Here is an 18,527-nt window from a genome sequence, read left to right on the forward strand (position 1 = left end):
GCGCCTTGCTCCTACCGGGCCTTCTCGCCGAATTCCGCCTGGGTCAGCCGGATGCGGCGCTCCACGATCAGGCGCTGCTGCTCGGCCGCCAGCAGCACGTCCGACTGGTGGTTGCGGCGCTGGCGCTCATTCACCTCGGCCGCATCGGCGGCGGCCACGATGCGGGCATGCAGCGGCCGCGCGAAGGCGGCGATGTCGGCCAGCACCTTGGCGCCGACGGCGCCCGCGGAGCCGCGCACGTTGCGGTCCACGATCAGCCGCATCACCTTGAAGCCGCTCTCCACCAGGCGGATCAGGTCGGGGCGGAAGCTGTCATCGTCATGCAGCAGGCGATCGGCTTCCTGCAGCACGTCATGCACCTCCCCGGCGACGGAGCCCAGCAGCGCATAGCCCAGCGTGCCCGCCTGGCCCTTCACGACATGCAGGCGCTTCGCCAGGTCCTGGATGGTCGCGTTGAAATGCTCCGGCCGCGCAGGCAGGCGGGCGGCGATGCTCTCCAGCGTCTGGATCTCGGCCGGCAGCCGCTTCTCATAGGCATCGGCCAGTTCGGTCAGCACATCCTCCGGCATCGCCGTGGTGCCGACATTCAGCCCGAGCACGCCGGCGACCCGCTTGATGACGGCCTGCGGCGTGATCGGCTTCACCAGCCAGGCGGAGACCTTGAGCTCCCGCCCCGCCCAGGCATCCTCCGGGCGGTTGTTGGCCGTCAGCATCACCACGGGCTTGTTGGCGCCTTCCGGCAATTCCCGCAGCCGCTTCACGAAGGTCAGCCCATCCACCGGCGCCATCTGGTAGTCGCAGGTGATCAGGTCGATGTGCGACTGGCGCACGATGTTCAGCGCCTGCTCGCCGTTGGAGGCCTGTCGCACCTGGTTGCAGCCGGCGGCGCGCAGCGCGCTGGTGATGACGGACCGCATGGTCGGGTCGTCATCCACGACGAGGATGGTCAGGCGGGCGAATTCACTCGGCATGGCGTTCCCTGCAAGCCTGGCGACCCTCGGGGGAGGGAACGCAGGGTTCGGTCGGGACGCCCGGCGCGTGGAAACACCGTCCTGACGTCCCACCGGAGAGATCGGGGACGCCCGTAACTGCCGTCTTAACACGGGGGCGAAGCGTTCACCCCCGCTTCGTCACGGCCTTCTCAGCCGACCTTCGGCAGCACGCGCCAGTGCTGCTCCGCCCAGTCGAAGTAGAGCGTCCTCGCTTTCTGCGCGAGCGGCCCGGGCTGCATGGCGCGGCCTTCGTAGTTGGTGCAGGGCAGCACCTTGCCGTAGTTGCCGGTGGAGAAGATCTCGTCCGCCTCCAGCAGCTCCTCCGGCCGCACCGCGCGTTCCTCCACCGTCACGCCGGCCTCCCGCAGCAGGGCGATGACGCGGGACCGCGTGATGCCGGCGAGGAAGGTGCCATTGGCGGCGGGGGTGATCACCTTGCCGTCCTTGGCGAACATCAGGTTCGCGCTGGCGAATTCCGCGACATTGCCGATGGGGTCGCAGACCACCGCATTCTCGAACCCCTTCTGCATGGCGAAGAGCGCGGCGCGGGAGCCGTTGGGATAGAGCGCCGCGGCCTTGGCATCGGTCGGCGCCTGGTCCGGCGCGGGGCGGCGCTGCGGCGCCAGGCACGCGCTGAAGCCCTTGTAGGGCGGCAGCGGGCTGTCATAGATCGCCAGGATGAAATCCGTGCTGTCCGGGTCGGGCCGCGCGGCGCCAAGCCCCTTGCGGACGAAGAACATGGGGCGGATGTAGAGTTCCGCCTCCGGCCCCATGCGGCGGATGCCCTCCCGGCACAATTCCTCGATCTGCTCCGCCGTCATGGTCGGCTTCATCAGCATGTTGCGGGCGGACTGCACCGCGCGGGCCGAATGCCTGTCGAGGTCCGGCGCCACGCCGCCGAAGGACCGCCCGCCATCGAAGATCACGGAGCCGAGCCAGAAGGCGTGGTCCATGGGGCCGATCACCTTCGGCTCCTCGGTGAACCAGGTGCCGCCGTACCAGTATACGCCCGCCATGGCGTCCGATCCCTTGTGACTGTGTTTCCCTGCCCCGATGCATGGCACGAACCGGGGGGCGGGTTGAAGGGGCCGCCCGGGCCGCCTAGGCTCCCGCCAGCAAGATTTCCCGGGGGGAGCGCGATGACGATCCATTTCGTCGTCCATGACGAGGGCGACAGCGTGGGCGTGGTGGTGGTGGAGGGCCTGACGGCCGGCACGCCGCTGACGGGCTGGATCATGGACCAGGACAAGATGATCGAGTTCCAGGCGAGGAACGACATCCCGATCGGCCACAAGCTGGCGATCCGGTCGATCGCCAAGGGCGACACCATCATCAAGTACGGCATCGATATCGGCCGCGCGGTGGCGGATATCGGCCCGGGCGAACACGCCCATGTCCACAATGTGAAGACGAAGCGCTGGTAAGGGGGGCGGCATCATGGGCATCGACCTGAAGGGCGCATCCTTCGAAGGCTGGCGGCGCGAGAATGGCCGCATGGGCGTGCGCAACCACGTCATCATCCTGCCGGTGGACGACCTGTCCAACGCGGCGTGCGAGGCGGTCGCGCACAACATCAAGGGCTGCATGGCGATCCCGCACGCCTATGGGCGGCTGCAGTTCGGCTACGACCTGGAACTGCATTTCCGCACGCTGATCGGCACGGGATCCAACCCGAATGTCGCCGGCGTCGTCGTCATCGGGATCGAGCCGGGCTGGGCCGGCAAGATCGCGGAAGGCATCGCCGCCACCGGCAAGCCGGTGGAGTTCTTCGGCATCGAGCAGCATGGCGACATCAACACCATCGCCCGCGCATCCCGCGCCGCCTACCGCATGGTGAAGCACGCCTCCAAGCTCAAGAAGACCAAGGCGCCGGTCGTCGACCTCTGGGTCTCGACCAAGTGCGGCGAGAGCGACACCACCTCCGGCCTCGCCTCCTGCCCCACCAACGGCAATGCCTTCGACAAGCTCTGGGAGAACGGCAACACGCTCGTGTTCGGTGAGACGACGGAGCTGACGGGCGGCGAGCACCTGGTCGCGGCGCGCTGCAGGACACCCGAGATCCGCGCGCAGTTCCAGGCGATGTTCGACCGCTACCAGCGCGTGGTGGAGGCGAACAAGACCTCCGACCTGTCGGAAAGCCAGCCCACCAAGGGCAACATCGAGGGTGGCCTGACCACCATCGAGGAGAAGGCGCTCGGCAACATCCAGAAGATCGGCAAGAGGTGCGTCGTGGACGGCGTGCTGGACAAGGCGGAGGCGCCGACCCATTCGGGCCTCTGGTTCATGGACAGCAGCTCCGCCGCCGCCGAGATGGTGACGCTCTGCGCCGCTTCCGGCTACGCGGTGCATTTCTTCCCGACGGGCCAGGGCAACGTCATCGGCAACCCCATCGTCCCCGTCATCAAGATCACCGCCAACCCGCGCACCCAGCGCACCATGTCCGAACACATCGACGTGGACGTGACGGGCCTGCTGCAGAAGCGGATGAACATGGACGATGCCGGGGAGGCGCTGCTGGACTGCATGCTGCGCACCGCGGATGGCGAACTCACGGCGGCCGAACTGCTCGGCCACCGCGAATTCAGCCTGACCCGCATCTACGAAAGCGCCTGACCGTAAAGCCCTCTCCCCCCAACGGGGGGAGAGGGTTGGGTGAGGGGGGCACCATTGCCGCAAGGTGGCGTCATGACGGCGCGCATCGACGATATCGGCCAGTGGCTGCTGTTCCTGGACCGCCTCGCCAGCGGCCTCCTCTCCCACGGCTGGCCCGTCCTGCTCATCCCCGGCGGCCTCCTCGCCCTGGCCTTCGCCTTTTGGCTTTGGCGCCGGGGGCGCTGAGCGCCACCCGCATGCCCCGCTAGCGTGCCCCCTTGGGCCCGCCGCGCTATACCGGCGCCATGACCCCCGCCATCCTCGCCGATCTCCGGCATCGCCATGCGGAGCCGCACCGCGCCTGGCATGACTGGAACCGCGTGGCCGGCATCCTCGCCATGGCGGAGGAGATCTCCGCCGCCATCGCCGACAAGCCCGCCTTCATCATCGCCACCATGTTCCACAGCGCCGTCTTCGACCGCGCCGTGCCGGGCCAGGCGGAGGCCTCCATCGCGCTGATGCGCCGCCACCTCACGCCCCTCATGCCGCCGCACATGCTGGACCGGGCAGAGGTGCTGATCCACGCGGTGACGCGCCAGGAACTGCCTGAGACCGACGACCCCTCGCTGCGCGGCGATGCCTGCCTGCTGCTCGACATGGACAATGCCATCCTCGGCGAACCCGCGTCCCGCTACGACGCGTACGAAGCCGCGATCCGCCGCGAATTCGCGCATCTGCCGGATGACCGCTACGAGTTCGGCCGCATCGCCGCGCTGCGCATGCTGCTGTGGCGCGACCGCATCTACCGCACGGACCGCTTCTACCTGGAGCGGGAGAAGCGGGCGCGACGCAACATCGAGGCGACGCTGCGCCGGCTGGAAGGCTAGCCCACCTTCTCGACTGCCTTCTCCTGAGCCACCCGCATCGCCGCCTTCGCCGCCGCGGCCACGCCGGGTTCCACCGCCACCGCGTCCTCCGCCCGCAGCGCCGCGGGCAGCCGCGCCTCCGGCCCCGCACCGGCCACCATCGCGCAGACCCGCGCCTCCGGCATCCGCCGCCGCATCCGCCGCAGCAGGTAGCGCGCCGCGGCGGTGGAGGACCCGCCCTCCACCGCGCATAGCCAGGCCTGCCGGACCAGCGTCAGATCGAAGCCCGTCACATCGCCCCGCAGCAGTTCCGGCGGCGCCACCACCGCGCCGATGCCGCGCTTGCGCAGCACCTGCGCCAGCATGATCGCGGCCGCATCGTCGAAGGGTCCGCGGCCGGGCAGGCAGAGCACGCTGCCCGGCGGCACCAGGCTTTCCGGCGCCGCGGCTTCCACCATGCGCGGCTTGTCGGATTCGGGATCGGTCATCGGCTTCTCCGGCGCCGCGTCCTCCTCTTCCTCCTCCTCGAGGTCCTCCAGCAACGCGGCCACGCGCGCATGCACGGCCTGCATCCGCTCCTCCGCCACGCCGCCGCGCAGCGCATCGCCCTGCGCGAGGGCCAGGGCCGGCAGCGCGACCTCATCGTAATAGGCGGACAGCGCGCGGTCCCGCAGCACCATCTCCGCCTGCTCCTCCAGCCCATCCGCATCGCCCATCAGGGCGCGCTGGTAGAAGGTCTCGGGCGGGTCGAGCGGTGGTCGGTCCCCCAGCGCCACTTCCAGGAATTCCAGCCGGTCCACATGCCGGCCGAGCACCACCAGGCAGACCGTCAGCGGCACCGCCACTAGCAGGCCGACGGGGCCCCAGAGCCAGGTCCAGAAGGTGGCGGCGGCGATGACGGCGATGGGCGACAGCCCCGTGGAATGGCCGAAGACCATCGGCTCCACCACCTGGCCCATCGCGCCCTCCCCGATCGCGAAGAGGATCAGCACCATGATCGGCATGGTCCAGCCGGGATCGGTGGCGAGTGCCAGCAGCAGCGGGAAGGCCACGGCGACGAAGGTGCCGACGAAGGGCACGAAGCGCATCAGCCCGGTCAGGATGCCCCAGAGGATCGGCTGCGGCACGCCGATCACGAACAGCGCCATGCCCATGAAGGCGCCGAAGGCGGCGTTCAGCGCCGTCTGCGCCAGGAAGAAGCGGGACAGGCGATAGGCCGCGTCGTCCATGGCGGCCACGGTGCGATGCAGGTCCCGCGCGCCGACCAGGCGGATGACGCGGTCGCGCAGATCCTCCCGGTACAGCAGCACGAAGACCACCAGCACGATGACGATGCCGATGGTGGCCAGCGGATGCAGCAGGGGGGCTACCACGCCCTGCAGCGTCTCCAGCGCCGCCGGGTCGGGCTGGCGGATCTCGACCGGGATCGGCTGCACCGCCTCGGCATGCAGCCCGCGCGGCGCCACCTCCCGCGGTTCGCGCCCCACGCCGTTGGACAGGCCGCGCAGCATCTCCTGCGCCCGTTCCACCAGGCCCCCGCTGGCATGGATGGAGGAGAGCTTGCGGGTCACCTCCGCCTGGTAGGCCGGCAGTTCCGCCGCCAGCTCCGCCAGCTGCCGCCCCATCACCAGCCCGAGCGAGGCCAGCACCATCACCGCCGCGAGCACGGAGAGGATCACGCCCGGCACGCGCGGCATCCCCCAGCGCCGCAACGCGCGGGCGATCGGCGCCAGGATGAAGGAGAGCAGGATGGCGAGTGCGAGTGGCACCAGCAGGTCCCGCGCGAAATAAAGCACCGCGATGATGACGAGGGCGGCCTGGGCGATGGCCGCGCCATCCGTCGGCACGCCGGCCGCGGGGATTCGACGGCGGGCGGGGGCGGGAAATTCGGGCATCGGGGTGGGGGCTGTCCTTGGGCGGGCTTTCGCCGTCCGGAACGCGCCCGCACCGTTGTAGTTCACCCGCTCCATCCCGTGCTGGACGCGCCGCGCCGGAAGGCGCCAGACTTGCCCCAACATCGAACAATGATGGGGAGGTTCCATGATCCGCCGCCGTTCGGCCCTCGCGCTGCCCGCGCTCCTCCTGCCGGGCCTGGCCCAGGCACAAGCGCCCTTTCCCGACCGCAACCCGCGCTACGTCGTGCCCTTCCCGCCGGGTGGCCTCACCGACATCATGGCGCGCTTCGTCGCGCAGAAGCTGTCGGACCTCTGGGGCAAGGCGGTGGTCATCGACAACCGCGCCGGCGGCAACGCGCTGATCGGCGCCGACATCGCCGCCAAGTCGCCGCCCGATGGCCACACGCTGCTCGCCATCACGCTGACCCACGCGGTCAACGCCACGCTCTTCCCCAACGCGCCCTACGACTTCCGGCGCGACTTCCACGTCATCTCGATGCTGGGCTCGCTTCCGCTGGTCGTGGTCGTGAACGCCGAGAAGTCGCCGGCCCGCGACCTCGCCTCCCTGGTCTCGCTCATGCGCACCACGCCGATGAGTGGCGGTTCTTCCGGCAACGGATCCCCGCCGCATCTCGGCCTGGAACTGCTGCGCCGCGTCACCAATGCCGGCGAACGCCTCACCCATGTCCCCTATCGCGGCGGCGCGCCCTCCGTCACCGACCTCGCCGGTGGGGTGCTCGACGTCATGGTCTCCAACCTGCCGGAATGCCTGGCGCAGATCAGGGGCGGGCGGCTCCGCGCGCTCGCCATCACCAGCGCGGAGCGTCACAAGCTGGTGCCGGAGGTGCCGACGGTGCGGGAACTCGGCATGCCGCAGCTCGAGATCACCAACTGGACCGCGGTGCTGACCCAGGCCGCCGTCCCCGCCGCCATCAAGGCCCGGCTGGAGCAGGACGTGCTGGCCGTGATGCGGGACGCCGACACCATCCGCCGGGCGGAGGAAGCAGGCTTCCAGGTGCTGGGCTGGGACAGCAACCGGTCCACCCGTTTCGTGCAATCGGAGACGGATCGCTGGGCCAGTCTTGTGACGGAGGCGCAGATCAGGCCCGATGCCTGAAACCGACTGAAGGTCCGCCATGCCCCGCCTGAGCCTCGCCGAAGCCCGCACCCTGGCCGAAGCCGCCCTGTCCCGCGCCGGCGCCAACCCCGCCATGGCGCGTCTGACCGCGGAGGCGCTCACGGGCGGGGAGGCCGAGGGCCAGGCCGGCCACGGCCTGTCCCGCGTGCCGCAATACGCCGCCTTCCTGGCCAATGGCCGGGCGGATGGCGGGGCCGTGCCCGCCATCATCGCGGAACGCGGCGGGGCGGTGCTGGTCGATGCGCGCCACGGCCTGGCCTATCCCGCCGTGGCGCTGGCGGTGGAGCAGGCGGCCTCGCGCGCGCGGTCGCATGGCGTGGCCTTCGCCGGCATCACCAACAGCCACCATGCCGGCGCCATGGGCCTGCCTGTCGCGGCCCTCGCCCGCCAGGGGCTGGTCGCGCTGGCCTTCACCAATTCGCCGGCCGCCATGCCGGTGCCCGGCGGTCGCCGCCCGCTGATGGGCACCAACCCCGTCGCCGCCGCCTTCCCGCGGCGGGACGCGGCACCGCTGGTCATCGACATGGCGCTGTCGGAAGTCGCGCGCGGCAAGATCATGGTCGCCGCCAAGGCCGGCAAGCCGATCCCCCAGGGCTGGGCGCTGGACGCGGAAGGCAACCCCACCACCGACGCCAAGGCCGCACTCGGCGGCGCCATGCTCGCCATGGGCGGCACCAAGGGCGCGCTGCTCGCGCTGATCGTCGAATTGCTGTGCTGCGCCCTGACCGGCAGTGCCTTCGGCTTCGAGGCCGATGGCTTCTTCCAGGATGAGGGCAACCGCCCCCGCCTCGGCCAGGCCTTCATCGCCATCGACCCCGGCGCCCTGGCGGGGCAGGACGCCTTCCTCGACCGCATCGAATTCCTGCTCGCCGCCATGCAGGCCGATCCCGGCGTCCGCCTGCCCGGCAGCCGCCGCGCGGCGCTGGCCGCCCGTGCGGGGGATGAGGGGGTGGAGGTGCCGGACGCGCTGCTCGCCACGCTGCGCACCCTTGCCGGCCAGCCCGCCGATGCGGCATCGGTGGGCTGAGCAAGGAGGCCCGTGATGCCGACCCCCGCCTATACGCCCGGCGAGCCCATCCCCGCCTTCCATGCGCGGTCCAGCACCAATCCGCGCTACGCCTTCGACACCACGGCGGGCCGCTGGCTGATGGTGCTGATCCCCGGCTCGCTCGGGCAGCCCGGCCTGGCGGATCGCCTGGCCGCCATGGTCGGCCCCCATGCCGCGGTGCTGGATGCGGTGCGGGCCTATATGCTCGTCATCGGCACGGATCCGGAGGATGAGCGCCTCGGCCGGCTGAAGGACGGAACCGGCCGCCGCGTGCTCTGGGATGATGACGGCGCCGCCCGCCGCGCCTTCCGCGCGACGGAGCCCGACGGCACGCTCCGCCCCGGCTGGGTGCTGCTGGACCCGGGCCTTCGCGTCTTCGGCATCTGGCCGCTGGAGAAGGGCGCGGAGGCGATGGCGACCCTCGCCGCCCTGCCGGACCCCGCCGACCACGCCGGCGTGCCGCTGCACGCCCCCGTCCTCATCGTCCCCCGCCTCTTCGAGCCCGCCTTCTGCCGGCGCCTGATCGACCTCTATGAGACGCAGGGCGGCGGCGAGAGCGGCTTCATGCGCGATGAGGGCGGCAAGACCGTCGGTGTGATGGACCCCGGCCACAAGCGCCGCAAGGATGCGATCATCGAGGATGACGGGCTGAAATCCGCCATCCGCGCCCGGCTCAACGCCCGCCTGGTCCCGGAAATCCAGCGCGCCTTCCAGTACAAGGTCACGCGCCTCGAACGCTACATCGTCGCCTGCTACGACAGTGCGGATAAGGGCTTCTTCCGCGCCCATCGCGACAACACCACCAAGGCGACCGCGCATCGCCGCTTTGCCGTGACCATCAACCTGAACACCGGCGAGTATGAGGGGGGCGAGCTCAGCTTCCCCGAATTCGGCCCCAGGACCTATGTGGCCCCGGCAGGCGGGGCTGTGGTGTTTTCCTGCTCCCTGCTGCATGAGGCGCGTCCGGTCACGCGCGGGCGGCGATACGCCTTCCTGCCGTTCCTGTATGATGACGAGGCCGCGGCAATCCGCGAGGAGGGTGCAAAATTCCTGGTGACGAACGACGCGGCCCGCCCGGGTCCCCCCCCGGCCGTGGCAGCCGAGGCTCCTTCTCCCGCGGCGTGAGGGGCGATTTCGAGCGTGACGAGCGCGGCCCGGAAGGGTGGGCGGAGCGCCGCCTGCCGCCCGAGGGCAGCCATGCCAGCGGCCGCGGCTACGGCCCCGGCGGCCCCGCCGCCGGCCTGACCCCGCGCCCCCGCCCCAACCCCGGCGGCCCGCCGGAGGGTGGCTGGCGGGACAGCGACCTCGATCGCCTCTGCGGCCCCGCCGCCGTCACCGCGGCCTTCGCCGTGCGGCCCGACGCCGTGCTGCGCCTGTTCTACACCGCGAGCCGGAAGCGGGAGGCCGGGCCCGTCTGCGCCCTGATGGCCAAGGCGCATCGCCCCTATCGGGAGGTGACGCCGGAGGAGATCGTCCGCATCGCCGGAACCGAGCATCATGGCGGCATCGTCGCCATCGCCGTGCCGCGGGAGGTGCCGGAACTCGGCGTCGGGCCCTTCCCCCAGGCGCTGCTGGCCGCGCCGGTGCTGCCGCTGCTGGATGGCATCGGCAACCCGCACAATCTCGGCGCCATCGCGCGCTCCGCCGCCTTCTTCGGCTGCACGGGCCTGCTGCTGTCGGGCGATCCGCGCCAGGCGGGGCTGTCGGATGCCGCCTACCGCACGGCGGAGGGCGGGCTGGAGCATCTGACGCTCATGAAGCTCGCCAACCCCGCCATCGCGTTGCGGGCGCTGGCGCCCAAATTCACCACGGTGGCCGCGGTGGCTGCCGGCGGCGTGGCCCCATCCGAACTGCCACGAACGAAACCCTTCGTGCTGGTGCTGGGCAATGAGGAACGCGGCCTCCCCGGCCTCACCATCGCCGCCTGCGCCCACCGCGTGACCCTGCCGGGCAGCGGCCATGTGCAGAGCCTGAACGTCTCGGTCGCGGCGGCGGTGCTGATCCATGCGATGGGGATGCCGGGCGGGAAGATGGGGGCGAAGGCGGAGGTTCCGCCGCCGGCCGCGCCAGGCTGATCGCCGTCATTGTCGTCCGGGACACCATGACCCATTGTCCCGGGCGATCTCCGGGCCGCGATGCCGCATGAGCAAGGATCTGAACCCGACCAAGGCGCTGATTTTCCGGATCATCCACCGCGACAACATGGCGGATGCGCTGCGGGAGGGCCTGCATTGCCGCAACGCGGTCGCCGGCCGCGATGGCTTCGTCCCCATCGGCAACCCCGACCTCATCCGCAAGCGGCAATCGCGCGTCGTGGACTGCCCCCCTGGCGGCACGCTCGGCGACTATGTTCCGTTCTACTTCACGCCCTTCTCGCCCATGATGTTCAACATCAAGACCGGATTCCAGGGCGTGCAGAAGCGGCGCAGCGAGGAGATCGTGATCCTCGTCTCCTCGCTGCGCCACCTCGCACGGTCATCGATCCCCTTCGTCTTCTCCGACCGCCACGCCTATCTCCGCCTTGCCCGGTTCAGCAGCGACCTCGCCGATCTGGACTGGCTGGACTGGGAGGCCCTGCAGGCGCGGGACTTCCGGCGGGATGATGCGGACCGCTTCGAACGCTATCAGGCGGAGGCGCTGGTCCACCGCCATGTGCCGGTAGAGGCGCTGCTCGGCATCGTCTGCTTCAACGAGGCGGAAAAGACGCGTATTGAGGCTCTCGCCGCATCGGCCGGGAGGGATGTGCGGGTGATCGTGAAGCGGGGCTGGTACCTCTGATGATTTCCTTCACCACCGGCAACCTGCTGGAGGCCGAGGCCGAGGCGCTGGTCAATACCGTCAATACGGTGGGCGTCATGGGCAAGGGCATCGCCCTGATGTTCAAGGAACGCTTCGCGGACAATTTCACGGCCTATGAGGCCGCGTGCCGCGCCGGGGAGGTGGCTGTCGGCCGCATGCTGGTCACGCCGCAGACGCGGCTCGATGGGCCGAAGTGGATCATCAACTTCCCGACCAAGCAGCACTGGCGCAACCCGTCCCGCATGGAATGGATCGAGGCTGGCCTCGTCGACCTGAAGCGCGTGCTGGTGGAACACGGCATCCGCTCCGTCGCCGTGCCGCCGCTCGGCAGCGGCAATGGCGGGCTGCGGTGGGAGGAGGTGCGGCCCCGCATCGTCGCCGCACTCGGTGACCTGCCGGATACGCAGGTGCTGATCTATGAACCGACCGCCACCTACCAGAACGTCGCCAAGCCGTCAGGAGTCGAGCGCCTGACGCCGCCGCGCGCCCTGATCGCGGAACTGGTCCGGCGCTACTCCATCCTCGGCATCGATTGCTCGCTGCTGGAGATCCAGAAGCTCGCCTATCTGCTGGAACGCCAGTTGGAACGGCTGGGCATCGCGCCGGGGCTCGATTTGCGCTTCCAGGCCGACCGCTACGGCCCTTACGCGCCCCGCCTCGCGCATCTGCTGGACGCGCTGGATGGAAGCTACCTGCACTGCGACCGGCGCCTGGCGGATGCGCGGCCCTTCGATCCGATCCGCTTCGATGATTCCCGCAAGGACATCGTCGCCGCCTATCTGGCAGGGCCGGAAGCGCAGCCGTATCGCGTGGCGCTGGACCGCATGACCGATTTGATTGACGGCTTCGAATCGCCCCTTGGCATGGAACTGCTCGCGACCGTGGATTGGCTGGTCGCGCGCGAAGGGGCTGCGCGGTCCATCGAGGGCATTACCGCCGGCCTCCGGGACTGGTCGGCTGGCACCGACGCGGCACAGCGCAAGGTGCGCCTCTTCGATCAGCGGATGATCGGCATCGCGCTCGACCAGTTGTCGCCGCTCCACGCCGTCTGACCTCACAGGGCCGCTTGCCCACCCGCGCCGATCCGGCGCAGGCTTTCCGAAACCGGACAGGGCAGGGGCACCACGATGCTGAACCGACGCACCATCATCGGGGCCACTGCCGCGCTCCTCGCCGCCCCCGCACTGGCGCAACCCGTGGCGGGCGGGCGCACCGTGCGCCTCATCGTGCCCTTCCCGCCGGGCGGCGCGGTGGACATCCTGGCCCGCCTCATCGCCGAACGGCTCGGCCCCGTGCTCGGCCAGGCCGTTGTGGTGGACAATCGCGGCGGCGCGGGCGGGCTGCTCGGCGCCGATGCGGTGGCGAAGGGGGACCGGGACGGCACGGTGCTCGGCGTCATCAGCGTCACCACCCTCTGCGCCGTGCAGTACATGACGGCGCGCATGCCCTTCGACCCGGCGCGGGACCTGGCGCCGGTCAGCCAGATCACGGACGGCGCGCTGCTCTGCGTGGTGAATGCGGAGACGGCGCGGCGGAACGGCTGGACCGATTTCCGCAAGCTCATCGAATGGAGCCGCGCCAATCCCGAGCAGGTGAAGATGGGCTCCTCGGGCCCCGGCACGAACAGCCACCTGAACATCGAGGCCGTGAACAGCTTCGCGCGCGCCCGCATCCTGCACGTGCCCTATCGCGGCGGCGGGCCGGCCATCAACGACCTGCTCTCGGGCACCATCGACATGATGTTCGACGTCATGCCGGCACTGATGCCGCATGTCGAAAGCGGCAAGTTCCTGGCCTTCGCCGTCAGCAGCAAGGCGCGGCTCGGCATATTGCCGGAGGTGCCGGGGATGGGCGATTTCGCCGATCTCGGCCTGGGCGACCACAACCTGGTCAACTGGAACGCCATCATGACGGCGGGCGGCACGCCCGCGCCGGTGGTGGCGCGGCTGCACCAGGCGATCCAGGCGGTCGCCGCCGATGCCGCCTTCCGGGACCGGCTGCGGCCGCTGGGCTACGGCACCGTCACCAGCTCCACCCCCGCCGCGCTGACGGAACTCGTGGAGCGGGAGCGTCCGCAATGGCGCCGGCTGGTGGAGATCAGCGGCGCGCGGCTCGATTGAATCCTGGCGCGCCGGTTTTCGTTCCTGCTATGTTCGAACCGCCGCCGGGATCGCCGCGCCCTGGCGGCGGACTCCACCCCCGGAAATCGGTGCTAAACGCTCATAAACGGCTAAATCGGCTAAAAGGGGTAAGAGACTTGAATGTCACACGCCGAGGCCTTGTTCCGGCCGCCGGGGTGGGCATGACGATCACTCCTGCGTAACGGGGCGCTTGCCGGGCGGCCCCGACCCCCACATGGACGCCGAATGCCTCGCCTCCCCACGGATCCCGATCTGCTCGTCATCGGTGCCGGCGCCGCCGGTATCGCCGCCGCCCGGACCGCTCTCGAAGCCGGCCACAGCGTGGTGGTGCTGGAAGCCCGCGACCGCGTCGGCGGCAGGGCGGTGACGGATACGGCGCGGCTCGGCCTGCCCTATGACCTCGGCGCCACCTGGCTGCACCAGGCCGCGACCAACCCGCTGGTCCCGCTGGCCGCAGGGGTCGGCGTCACGCTGCATGATTCGGATGCGCTGCGGCGCGAACAGACCCGCATCGGCAACCGCCCCGCCGCGCCGGCGGAGGATGCGGAATACACCGCCGCCTTTGCCGCGGCCGAGCGCGCGATCGAGGCCGCCGCCAACGCGCCGGGCCCCGACCGCAGCCTGGCCGAGGGCATGGCCGCGACCGGCCCCTGGGCCCCCGCCATCGAGGCCTGGCAGGGAGACATCATCTCCGCCGCCCCGGCCGCGGAGGTCAGCCTGCGGGACTTCCAGGCCAATGCGCTGGAAGGCGGCAACCGCCTGCCGGAAGGCGGTTTCGGCGCGCTGGTCGCCCGCCTGGCGGAGGGCCTGCCCGTGATGCTCGGCGCGCCCGTCACCCGCCTGTCCTGGGGCGGGCGGCAGGCGGTGGCGGAAGGCCCCTTCGGCACGCTGCGCGCCCGCGCCGCCATCGTCACCGTGCCCACCAGCCTGCTGGCGGCCGGCGCCCTCCGCTTCGATCCGCCCCTGCCGGCGGAGGTGCTGCAGGCCGCGCATGACCTGCCGCTCGGCCACGTCGTGAAACTCGGCTTCCGGGTGGAGGGCGAGGAACGCTTCGGCCTGCCGCCCTTCAGCTCCGTGGACCGCCAGGTGGCGCCGGGCGAGCCGCTGGTTGCCATGAGCCTCTGGCCCTTCGGCCGCCCCGTCATCTCCTGCCATGTCGGCGGCGCCGCCGGCCGGGCGCTGGAGGCGGAGGGCGATGCGGCCGTCGAGGCTTTCATGCGGGCCGAGATCGCGACGCGCTTCGGCGCCGATGCGCCGAGGGCGCTGCGCCCCGGCCCGATCGTCTCGGAATGGGGACGGGACCCGTGGTCGCGCGGCGTGTACAGCTATGCCCGAATCGGGCGCGCCGAGGCCCGGGCCATCCTGGCCCGGCCGCTCGCTGGCGGCCGCCTCTGCCTGGCGGGCGAGGCCTGCGACACCGGCATGGCCGGCACCGTCGGCGGCGCTTGGCGGTCCGGCGTGGCGGCGGCGCGCGCGGCGATGGTGGCTGGGGCGGGGTGATGGCGAAGCAGGCGCAGGCATCGACGGGGCTGGAGGTCAGCGGGGGCGCGGCCCTGCTGTCCGGCCGCGTCGATACGGAAGCCGCCGCCCGCCTCTGGGATCCGCTGATGGCGGAGGCCCGGAAGGCGCAGGGCCTGGTGCTCGACCTCTCGAAGGTGGAGGCGGTCGATACCACCGGCGCCACGCTGGTGCTCAGCGCGGAAGCCGCCGGTGCGCGGATCGAGGGCGCGAGCCCCCCGGTGGTCGCGGTGCTGGACCGCGTGCGGGCCGCGCTGGCCGCACCGCGCCCGAAGCCCGCGACCTACCGCTTCTCCCCCGTCAGCGGCATCGGCCGCCGGGTGGTGAATGCGGGCCACAACCTGCTGGATGCGCTGGGCTTCGTCGGCGAATTGCTGGTGGTGCTGCTCGGCACCGTGATCCGGCCGCACCGGCTGCGCTTCCGCGAATTGCTGCGCCACCTCGATGAGGCCGGCACGCGCGCCTTCGGCCTCGCGGTGCTGCTGGGCTCGCTGCTCGGCGTCATCCTGGCCTTCCAGTCGGCCATCCCGCTGCGCCGCTTCGGCGCGGAGATCTTCGTGCCGAACCTCGTCGGCATCTCGCTCTTGCGCGAACTCGGGCCCCTGATGGCGGGCGTGGTGCTGGCGGGGCGGACCGGCTCCGCCTACGCGGCCGAACTCGGCACCATGACGGTGAATGAGGAAGTGGCGGCGCTGCGCATCATGGGCATCGACCCCATGGCGCTGCTGGTGCTGCCCCGCGTGCTGGCGGGGATGCTGGTGATGCCGGTGCTGTCTTTGCTGCTGACGCTCGCGGGCCTCATCGGCATGGCGCTGATCATGGGCATGCTGGGCTTCCCGCTGACGACGGTGACGCAGCAGCTGGGCTCCACCGTCACGGTCGGCGACATGCTGGGCGGCCTCTTCAAGTCGCTCTTCTTCGGCCTGGCGATCGCCGGCATCGGCTGCCGCGCGGGGCTCGGCGCCGGGCGCGGGCCGCGTGCGGTGGGCGATGCCGCGACATCCGCGGTGGTGGGCGGCATCGTCGCCATCGTGCTGCTCGATGGCGGCTTCGCCGTGCTCTACGAAAGGCTCGGCCTGTGACCGAGCCTACCCTGCTCCGCCGCCCCGGCGAGGCCGCGAAGCCCGTCTTCGGCCCCGCCGTCATCGTGGCGGAGGACCTGACCGCCCGCTTCGGGACCAACACGCTGTTCCGGAACGTCAGCTTCGAGGTGAAGCGCGGCGAGGTCTTCGTCATCCTCGGCGGCTCCGGCTGCGGCAAGTCGAGCCTTCTCAAGCTGATGATCGGCCTGGTGCCGCCGGCGGAAGGCCGCGTCTCCATCCTCGGCACGGATGTCTGGTCGACGGAGGGCGCGGCGCGGCTCGACCTGCTGAAGCGCATCGGCGTCATGTGGCAGCAGGGCGCGCTGTTCGGGTCGCAGACGCTGCTGGAGAACGTCATGATGCCGCTCGCCGAGCACACCACCCTGCCCGCCGCGGCGCGGGAGGAGGTGGCGCGCGCCAAGCTCGGCCTGGTCGGGCTCTCGGAAGCGGCCGCGCGGCTGCCGTCGGAGGTCTCCGGCGGCATGCTGAAGCGGGCGGGCATCGCCCGCGCCCTGGCGCTCGACCCCGCCATCCTGTTCCTGGACGAGCCCTCGGCGGGGCTCGATCCCATCACCTCGGCAGGGCTCGACGAGCTGATCCGGGACCTGTCGCGCTCGCTCGGCACCACCTTCGTGGTGGTGACGCATGAGCTGGCCTCGATCCTCGCCATCGGAGACCGCTGCATCATGCTGGACCGGGAGGCCAAGGGAATGATCGCGGAAGGTGACCCGCGCGACCTCAGGGACCACAGCACGCATCCCACGGTGCGCGCCTTCTTCCGCCGGGAAGCCGCCTGATGGCCGCGCGGGGGCTCTATCTCCGGGTCGGCGTGCTGGCCATCGCGGGCATCGTGCTGGCGGTGGGTTTCATCGTCTTCTTCGCCGGCGGGCGGGGGCTGCAGGCGACCGAGGTGTTCGAGACCTATATCGAGGAATCGGTGCAGGGCCTCGATGTCGGCGCGCCGGTGCGCTACCGCGGCGTGCCGGTCGGCCGCGTGACGCAGATCGGCCTGGTCTCCGCGGAGTACCGAAGGCCGCAGGGCGTCGCCTATGGCGAGGGGTTCCAGCAGGTCTTCGTGCGCTTCGGCATCGACCCCCAGCTGATCGGGGAGGCGCCGTCCCTGCAGGACGCCGTTCGGCTCGGCCTCAGGGCCCGCATCCGCGCCCAGGGCATCACCGGCGTGAACTACGTGGAGCTGGATTTCGCCAATCCGCAGCGCTACCCGGTGCCGGACCTGCCCTGGCAGCCGCGCAACCCGGTGCTGCCGGCCATCCCCTCCACCGTCGCGCAGGTGACGAGTGCCGCGGAATTCATGGTCCAGCGCCTGCAGGGCCTGCCGATCGAACAGATGGCGGCCGACCTCGCGGCGCTGCTGGCCAACCTCAACCGGCAGACCGGGGATGGCGATGCGGCGACGGCGCTGCGGGAGTTCGCGCGGTCCATGACGCTGGTGCGCGGCGCGCTGGAGGAGAGCGACCTGGCCGGGGCGCTGGGTGAACTGCGCGCCGCGGCGACGGATGCGCGCAACCTGCTGGCCGGGCCGGAACTGCGCGGCGCGGTGGCGAATGCCAGCGCCGCGGCGGCGGAACTGCGGCGCAGCGCCCAGCGCCTGCCCGGCGCGGTGGAGGGGATGGAACGGACGATGCGCGCGGCGCGGGAGACCACGGTGGACGTACAGGCCGAATTGCTGCCGATCCTGATCGACCTTCGGGCCACCACGGCGAGCCTGCGGGCGATGGCGGACCAGCTCCGTGCCTCGCCCTCCCAGGCGCTGTTCGGCGCACCGCCGACCCCGGACCGCCGGCGATGAGGCGGCGGGCCTTCATCCTCGCCGCGCCCGTGGTCCTGGCGGGGTGCAGCATCCTGCCGGACCGGCCGAATGTGCCGGTGCGGCGCTATGCGCTCGGCCCGCGCCGGCCCTCCACGCTGGAGGCCCCGCGCGGCGCGCCGGTGCTGCTGCAAAGGCGGATGCGGGCGGTGCCGGGGTTGCAGGACCTCGGCCTCCGGCGCGCGCGGCCCGACGGGGCCTACGAATTCCTGCCCTATGAGGAATGGATCGCGTCGCCCGCCGACCTCGCCGATGCCGCGCTGCGCGCCTGGCTGCAGGCCAGCGGCCGCTTCTCAGCCGTGGTGCAGGCGGGCACCCGCGCCGATGCGGACCTCGTGCTGGAATCGCAGCTGACGGTGCTGGAAGCGGTGCCCCATGCCGGCGAGGCGCGGGCTGCCATCGCCGCGGTGCTGATGCGGGAGGAGCGGCTGTCGTCCCGCATCATCGGGACGCTGGAGGCGACCGGCAGCGCACCGCTCGCCGCCAATGCCTCGCCACCGCAGCAGGCCCAGGCGCTGGAAGCGGCGCTCGGCCGGGCCTTCGCCGACCTGGAGGCGCGACTTCCGGCCGGGCGCTGAACGGTCTTGCCCCGGCCGCGTGAGATGAGTTCACGCCGGGCGGGCGGAAT

Annotated in this window: 19 protein-coding genes; 16 read left to right on the plus strand and 3 right to left on the minus strand. The window is 71.3% G+C overall.

Annotated elements, in window-relative coordinates:
* Positions 1 to 11: 11 nt before the first annotated feature.
* Together G3576_RS14015 and G3576_RS14020 are read right to left on the minus strand one after the other, a co-directional pair.
* The gene (locus tag G3576_RS14015) at positions 12 to 971 is read right to left on the minus strand and encodes a response regulator (RefSeq protein WP_164695036.1); all 960 of its coding nucleotides are present in this window, start codon (positions 969 to 971) and stop codon (positions 12 to 14) included.
* A 170-nt stretch (positions 972 to 1,141) separates the two neighbouring features.
* On the minus strand, positions 1,142 to 2,008 hold the full coding sequence (locus G3576_RS14020; protein WP_164695037.1) for a branched-chain amino acid aminotransferase: 867 nt from the start codon (positions 2,006 to 2,008) through the stop codon (positions 1,142 to 1,144).
* Between the two features lie 123 nt (positions 2,009 to 2,131).
* Between G3576_RS14020 and G3576_RS14025 the strand changes: the two genes are divergently transcribed.
* From G3576_RS14025 to G3576_RS14040, 4 genes are all read left to right on the plus strand, one after another.
* Positions 2,132 to 2,416, plus strand: a complete 285-nt coding sequence (locus tag G3576_RS14025; RefSeq protein WP_164695038.1) for a UxaA family hydrolase — start codon at positions 2,132 to 2,134, stop codon at positions 2,414 to 2,416.
* Between the two features lie 13 nt (positions 2,417 to 2,429).
* Complete coding sequence (locus tag G3576_RS14030) at positions 2,430 to 3,605, plus strand: UxaA family hydrolase (RefSeq protein WP_164695039.1); 1,176 nt, start codon at positions 2,430 to 2,432, stop codon at positions 3,603 to 3,605.
* Between the two features lie 72 nt (positions 3,606 to 3,677).
* Positions 3,678 to 3,830, plus strand: coding sequence for a hypothetical protein (locus tag G3576_RS14035; protein WP_164695040.1), 153 nt, complete (start codon positions 3,678 to 3,680; stop codon positions 3,828 to 3,830).
* Positions 3,831 to 3,889: 59 nt separating this feature from the next.
* On the plus strand, positions 3,890 to 4,471 hold the full coding sequence (locus G3576_RS14040; protein ID WP_164695041.1) for an HD domain-containing protein: 582 nt from the start codon (positions 3,890 to 3,892) through the stop codon (positions 4,469 to 4,471).
* Here the strand turns inward: G3576_RS14040 and G3576_RS14045 are convergent.
* A complete protein-coding gene (locus tag G3576_RS14045; protein WP_164695042.1) occupies positions 4,468 to 6,345 on the minus strand; it encodes an AI-2E family transporter in 1,878 nt (625 codons plus the stop codon). The two genes, G3576_RS14040 and G3576_RS14045, sit on opposite strands and share 4 nt — an antisense overlap.
* 145 nt (positions 6,346 to 6,490) lie before the next feature.
* Between G3576_RS14045 and G3576_RS14050 the strand changes: the two genes are divergently transcribed.
* The 12 genes from G3576_RS14050 to G3576_RS14105 all read left to right on the plus strand — a co-directional run bounded on the left by G3576_RS14050 (position 6,491) and on the right by G3576_RS14105 (position 18,477).
* Positions 6,491 to 7,462, plus strand: a complete 972-nt coding sequence (locus tag G3576_RS14050) for a Bug family tripartite tricarboxylate transporter substrate binding protein (RefSeq protein WP_164695043.1) — start codon at positions 6,491 to 6,493, stop codon at positions 7,460 to 7,462.
* Between the two features lie 19 nt (positions 7,463 to 7,481).
* Positions 7,482 to 8,510 carry an Ldh family oxidoreductase gene (locus G3576_RS14055; RefSeq protein ID WP_164695044.1) on the plus strand — a complete coding sequence of 343 codons (1,029 nt, stop codon included), beginning with the start codon at positions 7,482 to 7,484 and terminating at the stop codon, positions 8,508 to 8,510.
* Between the two features lie 15 nt (positions 8,511 to 8,525).
* The gene (locus G3576_RS14060) at positions 8,526 to 9,656 is read left to right on the plus strand and encodes a 2OG-Fe(II) oxygenase (protein WP_164695045.1); all 1,131 of its coding nucleotides are present in this window, start codon (positions 8,526 to 8,528) and stop codon (positions 9,654 to 9,656) included.
* On the plus strand, positions 9,653 to 10,606 hold the full coding sequence (locus G3576_RS14065) for a TrmH family RNA methyltransferase (protein WP_328729107.1): 954 nt from the start codon (positions 9,653 to 9,655) through the stop codon (positions 10,604 to 10,606). Before G3576_RS14060 ends, G3576_RS14065 begins: the two co-directional genes overlap by 4 nt.
* Positions 10,607 to 10,673: 67 nt before the next feature.
* The gene (gene darT, locus G3576_RS14070) at positions 10,674 to 11,309 is read left to right on the plus strand and encodes a type II toxin-antitoxin system toxin DNA ADP-ribosyl transferase DarT (protein WP_164695046.1); all 636 of its coding nucleotides are present in this window, start codon (positions 10,674 to 10,676) and stop codon (positions 11,307 to 11,309) included.
* Complete coding sequence (gene darG, locus G3576_RS14075; RefSeq protein ID WP_164695047.1) at positions 11,309 to 12,382, plus strand: type II toxin-antitoxin system antitoxin DNA ADP-ribosyl glycohydrolase DarG; 1,074 nt, start codon at positions 11,309 to 11,311, stop codon at positions 12,380 to 12,382. The genes darT and darG overlap by 1 nt, the downstream gene beginning before the upstream one ends.
* Positions 12,383 to 12,457: 75 nt before the next feature.
* Complete coding sequence (locus tag G3576_RS14080; RefSeq protein WP_164695048.1) at positions 12,458 to 13,450, plus strand: Bug family tripartite tricarboxylate transporter substrate binding protein; 993 nt, start codon at positions 12,458 to 12,460, stop codon at positions 13,448 to 13,450.
* A 246-nt stretch (positions 13,451 to 13,696) separates the two neighbouring features.
* Positions 13,697 to 14,971, plus strand: a complete 1,275-nt coding sequence (locus G3576_RS14085) for a flavin monoamine oxidase family protein (protein ID WP_164695049.1) — start codon at positions 13,697 to 13,699, stop codon at positions 14,969 to 14,971.
* Complete coding sequence (locus G3576_RS14090) at positions 14,971 to 16,071, plus strand: ABC transporter permease (protein WP_164695050.1); 1,101 nt, start codon at positions 14,971 to 14,973, stop codon at positions 16,069 to 16,071. Before G3576_RS14085 ends, G3576_RS14090 begins: the two co-directional genes overlap by 1 nt.
* A gap of 62 nt (positions 16,072 to 16,133) precedes the next feature.
* Positions 16,134 to 16,868: an ABC transporter ATP-binding protein gene (locus G3576_RS14095; RefSeq protein WP_164695334.1), complete on the plus strand. Its 735-nt coding sequence runs from the start codon at positions 16,134 to 16,136 to the stop codon at positions 16,866 to 16,868.
* A complete protein-coding gene (locus G3576_RS14100) occupies positions 16,868 to 17,881 on the plus strand; it encodes an MlaD family protein (RefSeq protein WP_164695051.1) in 1,014 nt (337 codons plus the stop codon). Before G3576_RS14095 ends, G3576_RS14100 begins: the two co-directional genes overlap by 1 nt.
* The gene (locus G3576_RS14105) at positions 17,878 to 18,477 is read left to right on the plus strand and encodes an ABC-type transport auxiliary lipoprotein family protein (RefSeq protein WP_164695052.1); all 600 of its coding nucleotides are present in this window, start codon (positions 17,878 to 17,880) and stop codon (positions 18,475 to 18,477) included. The genes G3576_RS14100 and G3576_RS14105 overlap by 4 nt, the downstream gene beginning before the upstream one ends.
* The last annotated feature ends 50 nt before the right edge of the window (positions 18,478 to 18,527 follow it).

This window comes from Falsiroseomonas algicola, from assembly GCF_011040385.1.
Taxonomy (GTDB): Bacteria; Pseudomonadota; Alphaproteobacteria; order Acetobacterales; family Acetobacteraceae; genus Falsiroseomonas; species Falsiroseomonas algicola.

What these genes read in the sequence shown, in the direction of transcription:
- G3576_RS14015 (WP_164695036.1), bottom strand. Translation starts at nt 971, where the DNA reads ATGCCGAGTGAATTCGCCCGCCTGACCATCCTCGTCGTGGATGACGAC.
- G3576_RS14020 (WP_164695037.1), bottom strand. Translation starts at nt 2,008, where the DNA reads ATGGCGGGCGTATACTGGTACGGCGGCACCTGGTTCACCGAGGAGCCG.
- G3576_RS14025 (WP_164695038.1), top strand. Translation starts at nt 2,132, where the DNA reads ATGACGATCCATTTCGTCGTCCATGACGAGGGCGACAGCGTGGGCGTG.
- G3576_RS14030 (WP_164695039.1), top strand. Translation starts at nt 2,430, where the DNA reads ATGGGCATCGACCTGAAGGGCGCATCCTTCGAAGGCTGGCGGCGCGAG.
- G3576_RS14035 (WP_164695040.1), top strand. Translation starts at nt 3,678, where the DNA reads ATGACGGCGCGCATCGACGATATCGGCCAGTGGCTGCTGTTCCTGGAC.
- G3576_RS14040 (WP_164695041.1), top strand. Translation starts at nt 3,890, where the DNA reads ATGACCCCCGCCATCCTCGCCGATCTCCGGCATCGCCATGCGGAGCCG.
- G3576_RS14045 (WP_164695042.1), bottom strand. Translation starts at nt 6,345, where the DNA reads ATGCCCGAATTTCCCGCCCCCGCCCGCCGTCGAATCCCCGCGGCCGGC.
- G3576_RS14050 (WP_164695043.1), top strand. Translation starts at nt 6,491, where the DNA reads ATGATCCGCCGCCGTTCGGCCCTCGCGCTGCCCGCGCTCCTCCTGCCG.
- G3576_RS14055 (WP_164695044.1), top strand. Translation starts at nt 7,482, where the DNA reads ATGCCCCGCCTGAGCCTCGCCGAAGCCCGCACCCTGGCCGAAGCCGCC.
- G3576_RS14060 (WP_164695045.1), top strand. Translation starts at nt 8,526, where the DNA reads ATGCCGACCCCCGCCTATACGCCCGGCGAGCCCATCCCCGCCTTCCAT.
- darT (WP_164695046.1), top strand. Translation starts at nt 10,674, where the DNA reads ATGAGCAAGGATCTGAACCCGACCAAGGCGCTGATTTTCCGGATCATC.
- darG (WP_164695047.1), top strand. Translation starts at nt 11,309, where the DNA reads ATGATTTCCTTCACCACCGGCAACCTGCTGGAGGCCGAGGCCGAGGCG.
- G3576_RS14080 (WP_164695048.1), top strand. Translation starts at nt 12,458, where the DNA reads ATGCTGAACCGACGCACCATCATCGGGGCCACTGCCGCGCTCCTCGCC.
- G3576_RS14085 (WP_164695049.1), top strand. Translation starts at nt 13,697, where the DNA reads ATGCCTCGCCTCCCCACGGATCCCGATCTGCTCGTCATCGGTGCCGGC.
- G3576_RS14090 (WP_164695050.1), top strand. Translation starts at nt 14,971, where the DNA reads ATGGCGAAGCAGGCGCAGGCATCGACGGGGCTGGAGGTCAGCGGGGGC.
- G3576_RS14100 (WP_164695051.1), top strand. Translation starts at nt 16,868, where the DNA reads ATGGCCGCGCGGGGGCTCTATCTCCGGGTCGGCGTGCTGGCCATCGCG.
- G3576_RS14105 (WP_164695052.1), top strand. Translation starts at nt 17,878, where the DNA reads ATGAGGCGGCGGGCCTTCATCCTCGCCGCGCCCGTGGTCCTGGCGGGG.